The 3,424-nt window shown below is 45.9% G+C and carries 4 protein-coding genes; all 4 read left to right on the top strand.

Annotated features, from left to right (window positions below; translation table 11 throughout):
• A partial coding sequence (locus JW727_04365) for a hypothetical protein (GenBank protein ID MBN2095257.1) occupies positions 1–244 on the top strand: 244 nt, incomplete at its 5' end.
• A 26-nt stretch (positions 245–270) separates the two neighbouring features.
• Positions 271–906, top strand: a complete 636-nt coding sequence (locus tag JW727_04370; protein ID MBN2095258.1) for a hypothetical protein — start codon at positions 271–273, stop codon at positions 904–906.
• Between the two features lie 4 nt (positions 907–910).
• On the top strand, positions 911–1,324 hold the full coding sequence (locus JW727_04375) for a hypothetical protein (GenBank protein MBN2095259.1): 414 nt from the start codon (positions 911–913) through the stop codon (positions 1,322–1,324).
• On the top strand, positions 1,321–3,312 hold the full coding sequence (locus JW727_04380; protein MBN2095260.1) for a type II/IV secretion system ATPase subunit: 1,992 nt from the start codon (positions 1,321–1,323) through the stop codon (positions 3,310–3,312). Before JW727_04375 ends, JW727_04380 begins: the two co-directional genes overlap by 4 nt.
• The last annotated feature ends 112 nt before the right edge of the window (positions 3,313–3,424 follow it).

Here is a 3,424-nt window from a genome sequence, read left to right on the forward strand (position 1 = left end):
CGACCTTGTGGCTAAAGACGCGCTCACGGGCGAGGAAATTGGCAGGAAGATATTTGTTGTGAATGTGCTCAGTGAAGCGGTTGGGGGAGGAAACCTGGTCGGCATCGCCCTTGCCATGCTTGCCTCCATAGGAATTATTTTGCTCTATTCCATTTCAGCGCAAGAGAGGTCCCAGTCCAAGGCAAAAGCAAGAACGCCAAAATCGGCTCACAGAAATAAGACTGAGATAAGCCAAAAAAAATGATATAAAGGTAAAATAAGGTAAGTATTATGGAAATTGTGCCGGTTTTCCAGGCAAAGCCAAAAAATTCCAAAAGAAAAGGAATTGCCCCCGTAATTTCTACGATAATGATTATCGGAGTCCTTGCAGGAATAACGGGTCTCGCCTACCAGTGGGGGATGCCCATGATGCAGAAAAACGTAGGCACGACTGAATTGTACTCGGCAGAAAACTTTCTCAAAAACCTCGACAAAAAAATCGATGACATTGCAAAAAACGGCGGAAGCGAGGAAGTTGTTTTCAGTGTCCCTGGCGAACTGCACATAGACCCCATTGAAGACAGGATAGACTTCTCAGTTGAGACAAGCGGAAGCATTTATGCGCCGGGGGGATTTATCTGCTTTACCAGAAACTGCGACCTTGATGAAGGAGTGTGGGGCGAAGATACCTACTCTGTGATAGGAGCACAGGTAAGCCAAGGCGACGACAGATATGCTATGACAACTTACTCCGTGATACTAAGAAACCTCAGTGCAGGAAGCGGCACATATATCTACAGCAGGGATATTGTGACGCCATTTAACGTGACTCTTGTCGGAAGCGAAGGCGCCAGAATGCTTATTACAAAGCTTGGGGAAGAGAGAGGAAATGTTACCAGGACTATTATTAAAATAGACCTGATTTAATGTTATGAAGGGTGATTTCCGGATTATCAATGAAATATTGCTGTTCGGGATAACGGCCATGGTTGTTTTCTCAGTTGCCGCCCTTGTTTCTTATTCTACTGCTGCGCTTAAAGCCCAGACTCAAAGAGAGCAATATTTCCTCATGAGTGACCTTGCCTCAGTTGCCCTTACAAAAGCGTACATGTGCGGCAAGATTACCGATTGCAGCGTGCTTGTGATGATACCTGAGCGCCTGTCCGAAGACAGGTATACCTTATCCCTTGAAAACGGAAAAATCCAGGTTTCAAACTTTGAGACTGGGCTGGGGCTTGAAGCCAATACAATCGACTACCAGAAAAACACGGTCGGATTTGTAACAAGTAACGGAAGATACTTTGTAATAGAAAACCGGGATGATTCCCTTGTTCTTACAAGATGAAAGTAAAAACTGTCATAAAGCGGAGGATAAAAAAGACAAAACCCATAAAAATACTGGGAAAGAAAGAGTACATTCTCAGAAGGAAGCCAATAATTATCAATTATATGCCAAAGAAAAATGTTGAGCCGTCCACGCTGGGCCAGATGCTAAAAAAGCTTGGAATAGAGCCGACAGATGAGCAGTCAAGGATACTTGCAAAAATGACTGATGCTCAGCGGCTTATGCTGCTTGACCTTCTAAAGGCGCTGGAGGCAAGAAAGAAGAACCTTACCAGTGAAGACCTTTCAAACCTGATTAATGACGTCTTGATGACCCGCGGGCCTGGTGGTGGCGGGGGATGGGGACCCGGAGGTGGATGGGGGCCTGGAGGTGGAATGATTATCGGTGGTGCAGGAAAGGATGGCGAAGAAAGGAAAAAAGTCACACGGTTTGACGGGATGCCGTTTCCCCATATAACCAGCCGAATAAAGCCCGTGGAAAAGGAATTCAAGAAAGAGCGTCTTAAGGAAATTGACCTGAAATACCCGCTCATTCCAAAAAAGCCCCAGAAGGGTGAAGAAATATTCTCCTACACGCACATTTACTGGGACGATGAACAAAACGAGCTACGGTATATGGTCGTTGAGCCGGAAGTTGGCAAAAGCGAAAATCGGCTCATGGAGGAAATCAAGGAATTCATAAGGGAGAAAATAGACATAGACTTTGCAGCAGTAAAAAAATACGAGGCAAGAAACTACCTTTACAAAAAGATAGACGATGCCCTGGAATACTTCCGGCTTGACCTCCCGGAAACCCTCGTTAAGGTCATAAGATATTATATCTACAGAGACTTCCTTGGATTTGGAAAAATAGAGCCCATAATGCAGGATGAAAATATAGAAGACATTTCCTGCGACGGTGTGGGTGTGCCTATATACATAGTCCACAGGGACCCAAGGTTCGGCACGATAAAAACAAACATTGCTTTTGAGGATGGAACCGAGCTAGACACATTTGTAATGAAGCTGGCGCAAAGGTGCGGAAAAGACCTGTCCATGGCACACCCGCTCCTTAACGGCATCCTCCCGGACAACAGCCGTGTGCAGGCAACTCTTGCTACAGACATAGCAAGGCACGGAAGCAACTTTACCATAAGAAAGTTTAGTGCCGAGCCGTTCACACCCATAACGCACATGTTCTATAACACCTGCGACGTAAAGCTCATGGCTTACATCTGGTTTGCCCTTGAAAACGGCAGGTCCCTTCTCATATCTGGAGGAACCGCAAGCGGTAAAACCTCACTCCTCAACTCAATTGCCATGCTTGTAAAGCCCCAGGAGAAAATTGTTACTATTGAAGACACTGGTGAGCTCCAGCTCCCCAACCCTAACTGGATTCCAGAGGTGGCCAGAGAAGTCGTCGAGGGAAAGGGCAGCATCACACTTTTTGACCTGCTTAAGGAAAGCCTGAGGCAAAGGCCGGACAGGATTGTCGTAGGAGAGGTTCGTGGCAAGGAAGCATTCGTTCTCTTCCAATCTATGGCAACGGGGCACCCTGGTATGGCAACCATACACGCAGAGTCCATGGAAACACTCATAGACCGGCTTACGACAGAACCCATAAGCCTTCCGCCAACCCTCCTTGAGATTCTAGACATTGTCATATTCATATCCAGAGTCAAGAAAGCAGGAAAGAGCGTAAGAAGAATCACTTCTGTCGAGGAAATGGCAGGAATGAATTACGATGCAAGAAGGCCAATAGTAAACAAGCTTGCAAGGTGGAACCCCAAAGAAGACCAGTACGACATAATTGGAAAGTCGGTTGTCCTCAAAAGAGTCATGGACAGGTCCGGGCTTAAAAGAAATGACATTGAAGACGACATAAGAAACAAGGCAAAAGTCCTGGAATGGATGGTCGAAAACAGAATATTCGACTACATTTCTGTCGGAAAGATTTTTGCAGAGTATAATGCGGACCCGCAGAAGTTCCTTGCAAAGATTGGGGCATAACCATGAATAGCATCTAATCTTAAGAATTATTATGCCAATTCTGGAAAACACTGCCGCGGCTTATGACGGAAGCAGCAAGGTGAATATTCCTGCCAAATCCTCCCAAAATAGC

It is taken from the genome of Candidatus Aenigmatarchaeota archaeon, assembly GCA_016932615.1.
Classification (GTDB): domain Archaea; phylum Aenigmatarchaeota; class Aenigmatarchaeia; order QMZS01; family QMZS01; genus JAFGCN01.